Here is a 4428-nt window from a genome sequence, read left to right on the forward strand (position 1 = left end):
GCTCGGCGGCGCCGCACCGGCCCGCGCGCGGGGACGTCCGCGCGGTCCGCCGCGCCGGTCCGGGGGTGGGCGATCATCGCTGCTCCTGCTCCGTGGCGTGACTGGTGCACCGGCCCGGTCGGACGGCTGCACCGGCCATCCATCCAGCGCGGGGCGCCCCGGCGGTGGCAGCCGCGGGTCCCCGAGGTGGCGGCCGGATGAACTCCCCGGTGGCGGCTTACCGGACGCGGCCGGGTCAGACGGCGGAGGAGCGGAGCGGGTCGAGGAGATCCGTCGCCGTCGCCGACCACCGGTCGTGAAGGGCTTCGGCGCCCCGGGCGCGCTTCCAGGCGGCCTCGTGCGCCGTCATGGGAAGCAGCGGCAGGACGCGGACCGGTTCGGCGGGCGCCGGCAGCGGGACGTCCGGAACCGGGTCGGGGTCGCCGACGAGGACGGAGGTGAACCGCGCACCGGGCCAGAGGGGTTCACCGAGGTCGAGGGAGGCACCCGGCGCCACGACGACCCCCTCGACCTGCGGGCCCGCCGCGAAGACCGCGAGGGCGCGCAGCACCCGGTCCACGGGCGCCCCGGGAGCGGGCCGCAGGGTCAGGAGGAGTTCGGCGCGCGGTCCGCGGTCGGGGTCGGCCACGACGGCGGTGGGGTCGGCCATGGGCGCGTCCGACATGCCGAGGGTCGCGTAGCGCACGTACGGGCGGGGCTCGTCGCGGGTGAACCGCAGCACCTCGATGCGGTCGGTGCCGAGGAAGGTGACCGACGCCCGGGCGTCGGGCTCACCGAGGGCGTCCGTCAGGGCGGTCTCGACCAGTGCTCGTGTCTCCACGACACCGACCCTACGGGCAGTGCCACTCGCCGCCGCCCGGCGGGGCGAGCGGCACCGCGGTCGGAGGCGACGGGCTGCACGGAGCCTCTCGCCCGCGCGGGGGCGTGGGGATCGACCACCCGAACGAGTGACATGGGGCGTGTTTGAGCAATTCACGCGCCACGTGCACGCCCTGCGCACCCGCGGGGTGAACACCTCGGCCGGGACCGGCGACACAGTTGTGACCTGCGGTGCTTCCGGTGCCCCGTGCGTCGGCCGCCCAGCGCGGACGGCCGGAATCAGGCGGCGCTGCCCGGGCGAGCATGCTTGACGGGGGCACGTTCCCCGGGGACCGTTGTCGTTCATGAGGGGCGAACCCAGTTGCCCGAAGTGCGGTGGCCGGGTGCGAGCGCCCGGCCTCTTCGCCGACACGTGGCAGTGCGACGGACACGGCGCGGTCCATCCGCTCCAACCTGTCATCCCACCGAGCATCGACGCGCTGGCCGTGGTCCTCGGCCGTACCCAGGTCCCGGTGTGGATGCCCTGGCCCCTTCCCGTGGGCTGGCTGTTCACCGGGGTCGCCTGCGCCGGCGACGACCGCAGCGGCGGTCGCGCCACCGCCGTCGCGTGCTCCGGACCCGCTCCCCTCGGCGGCGGCGGTGAACTCATTCTGGTCGCCGAGGAGTTGGGCGTCGGATTGGGAGCTGCCTACGCCGGTCTCGCCGGGCCCGACCCGACGCCGCACATGGACGTGTCCAGCACCCCCCAGGCGCGGATAACAGCCACCGGGCGGCCCACCCCCCTGTGGAACGTCACGGAGGTCCCCCCGGACCGGGCCGTCTTCGCGGGCGAGGCACGCGGCCTGTGGCTGTGGGCGATCAGCTGGCCGGCGGAGTCCGGCCCGCTGCTCTACGACGAACTGGTGCTGACCGACCTCCGCGAGGCGGGGTCGGAGATAGACCTCATCCCGTGCGGCGCGCTGTCGCCCAAGCTGCTGTCGCCGCACCGCTGAGAACGCTCCACCGAGGCCCCGGTCGGCGACGGGCGGGGCCCTTCGCCGTGCGGGCGGCGGGGACGGACCTCCCGACGGCACACGACCGGGGCTATCCTGGCCACGGCTTCCGGCGGGCCGACGCGGACCCGGTCGGGGCACCCTCGCCGGCGGCGGCGCGGCCACCCGGGCGACGCCGTCCCCGCGGCGGAGGTGCGACCCGTACGGTGCGGGCGGTGCCCGCCCCCGACGACCGCAACGGAGAACGCCGACGTGCGCATCGACCTGCATGCCCATTCCACCGCGTCCGACGGCACGGACTCACCCGCCGAACTCGTCCGCGCGGCGGCGGGCGCCGGCCTGGACGTCGTGGCGCTCACCGACCACGACACCGTCGCGGGGCACGCCGAGGCACTCGCGGCCCTCCCGCCGGGGCTGACGCTCGTCACCGGTACCGAGTTCTCCTGCCGACTCGGCGAGGTGAGCCTGCACATGCTCGGGTACCTCTTCGACCCTGCCGAGCCGGCGCTGGCCCGGGAGCGCGAACTGCTGCGGGACGACCGGGTACCGCGCGCCCGCCGCATGGTGGAGCTCCTCCGGGAGGACGGCGTGGACATCGAGTTCGAGCGGGTCCGGGAACTCGCCGGCCCGAACGGCAGCATCGGGCGTCCGCACATCGCGACCGCCATGGTGGAGGCCGGGGTCGTCGCGACCGTCTCCGACGCCTTCACCCCGCAGTACATCGGGGACGGCGGGCGGGCCCACACCGGGAAGCACGAACTCGACGCGGCGGACGCGGTCCGCAGGATCCACGCCGCGGGCGGGGTGGCGGTGTTCGCCCACCCCTTCGCCTCCTCCCGGGGCCGGATCGTGACCGAGGAGGACCTCGCCGCCCTCGCCGAGGCCGGACTGGACGGCGTCGAGGTCGACCACTTGGACCATGATCCGGCCACCCGTGACCGGCTGCGGTCGATCGCGAAGGAGCTGGACCTGCTGCCGACCGGGTCCAGCGACTACCACGGCAGCCGGAAGCTCGCCGCGCTCGGCGACGGCACCACGGACCCCGAGGTGTACGCGGCGCTCGTGGCCCGCGCGACCGGCGCCCGTCCCGTGACGGCGGCGGGCCGCCCCGGCGGTTCCTGAACCGGCCCGCCGCCGGCCGTCCCGGCAGGTCCTGCCACGGGGCCCACACCCGGCGAGGGCCGACCCGCGGCAGGTGACGGCCGGCCGGCGGCCGGGCGGGGTGAGGCCGGAGCAGCGACGGCGACCGGTCCACCCCGGGCGGGCCGAGCCCGGGCATGGCTCAGCCCCGGGCCCGCCCTTCCTCGACGTCACGCCAGAACGCCACGAACGAGGCGGCCGTGGGCCCCGGCCGCTCGGCGTTGGGCGAGTGGTCCGCGCCCTCGATCACGGTGCGGCGGGCGCCCAGCCGCGCGGCCATGTCGTCCATCAGCGGCAGCGGCCACGCGTCGTCCCGCTCGCCGGAGGCGACGTGCACGGGGACGCCGGACGCCGCCAGGCGTGCCACCCGGTCGGGCTCGTAGCGCAGTTGTCGGCCCAGCGCCCGCAGCTGGCCGTCGTCGGTGGTGAGCCAACGCCGCCGCATGAAGGCGCTCACCGGGTCGTCGTCCTCCCCGCGGTGGAGGGCCCGCCAGATCCGCTCCGGCCCGACCAGCGGCAACGCCGCGCCGAAGGCGCGGGTCCGCCAGCGAGGCACCCGCGCCACCCGGGCGGGCCCGGAGGAGAGCAGGGTCAGCGAGAGAAAGGGCGTCGCGTCACGGAGCACCGCCCCCCGCGAGATGAGACCCCCCAGCGAGTGCCCCACCAGGTGCAGGCCCCGGGGGGACGGAGCCGGGGAGCCCGTCGTCCCGTGGGCCCCTGCGTCGGTCGCGGTGTCCTCCACCGAGGCGGGGGCGTCGGGGACCTCGCACCCGGGGGGCCCGGGTGCGTCGGTTTCGGCGAGCAGCGCGGCGGTTTGCGCAAGGACGTCCTCCGCCAGGGCCCCGATCCGGTAGCCGCTGCGGTCCCGGGGCGGCCGGCTCTCGTACTGGCCGCGGCCGTCGACGGCGACCGCACGGTAGCCCGCCTCCACCAGCGGGGGCAGCAAGGCGATGAAGTCCTCCTTGCTGCCGGTGAAGCCGGGTACCAGGAGCACCGTGCCGCGCCGCGGTCCGGCGGGAACGCCGTCCAGCACCGCGAAGGCGCCGCGGCGGGTGGACAGCGACCGGTCGGTCACCTGCGGCGGCCTGTCGAGATACGGCGGTCTGCTCACCGCTCCACTGTAACGAGCGGGCGCCGCCCGCCCCGTGGTCCGGGGAGGACGGCGCCCGTGGTCGTCACGGCGGCGGTACCGCGGGAAAACGGACCGCTCAGAGGGGGTTCGAGACCCCGAGTCGGATCGGCTCGCGGCGTCGGATGCGGTCAGCTGCAAGGCGAAGGGGCGCCCTCACACCGGGTGTACTCGGGTGTCCCTGACAACGCAGCAGATGGCCGTGGCCGGCGTGGCGGGCCCGGCGTGGGGTCTCGAACACGCCCTCAGGCCTCGGCGGTGGCCGCCGGGCCGCCGCTTCCGCCACCGGAGCGGCTGCGGCGACGGCGACGAGGCCGCGGAGCCCGCGGGCGCCGAGACCGAGGAGGG

The 4428-nt window shown here is 76.4% G+C and carries 4 protein-coding genes; 2 read left to right on the top strand and 2 right to left on the bottom strand.

What is annotated here, in order from left to right; genetic code table 11:
- Nucleotides 1-235: 235 nt before the first annotated feature.
- Nucleotides 236-820: a suppressor of fused domain protein gene (locus HCJ92_RS25200; protein ID WP_338054330.1), complete on the bottom strand. Its 585-nt coding sequence runs from the start codon at nt 818-820 to the stop codon at nt 236-238.
- Between the two features lie 343 nt (nt 821-1163).
- Here HCJ92_RS25200 and HCJ92_RS22445 point away from each other — a divergent pair, with 343 nt between their 5' ends.
- Both HCJ92_RS22445 and HCJ92_RS22450 read left to right on the top strand, forming a co-directional pair.
- A complete protein-coding gene (locus tag HCJ92_RS22445; protein WP_167935435.1) occupies nt 1164-1811 on the top strand; it encodes a DUF6758 family protein in 648 nt (215 codons plus the stop codon).
- Nucleotides 1812-2063: 252 nt separating this feature from the next.
- On the top strand, nt 2064-2933 hold the full coding sequence (locus tag HCJ92_RS22450) for a PHP domain-containing protein (protein WP_167935436.1): 870 nt from the start codon (nt 2064-2066) through the stop codon (nt 2931-2933).
- Nucleotides 2934-3093: 160 nt separating this feature from the next.
- Here HCJ92_RS22450 and HCJ92_RS22455 read toward each other — a convergent pair whose 3' ends face one another.
- Nucleotides 3094-4062, bottom strand: coding sequence for an alpha/beta fold hydrolase (locus tag HCJ92_RS22455; RefSeq protein ID WP_167935437.1), 969 nt, complete (start codon nt 4060-4062; stop codon nt 3094-3096).
- Nucleotides 4063-4428: the final 366 nt, after the last annotated feature.

It is taken from the genome of Streptomyces spiramenti, from assembly GCF_012034385.1.
Classification (GTDB): Bacteria; Actinomycetota; Actinomycetes; order Streptomycetales; family Streptomycetaceae; genus Streptomyces; species Streptomyces spiramenti.

Bases quoted from the DNA above. Each gene is read 5' to 3' on its own strand.
- HCJ92_RS22445 (WP_167935435.1), top strand. From the start codon at position 1,164: ATGAGGGGCGAACCCAGTTGCCCGAAGTGCGGTGGCCGGGTGCGAGCG.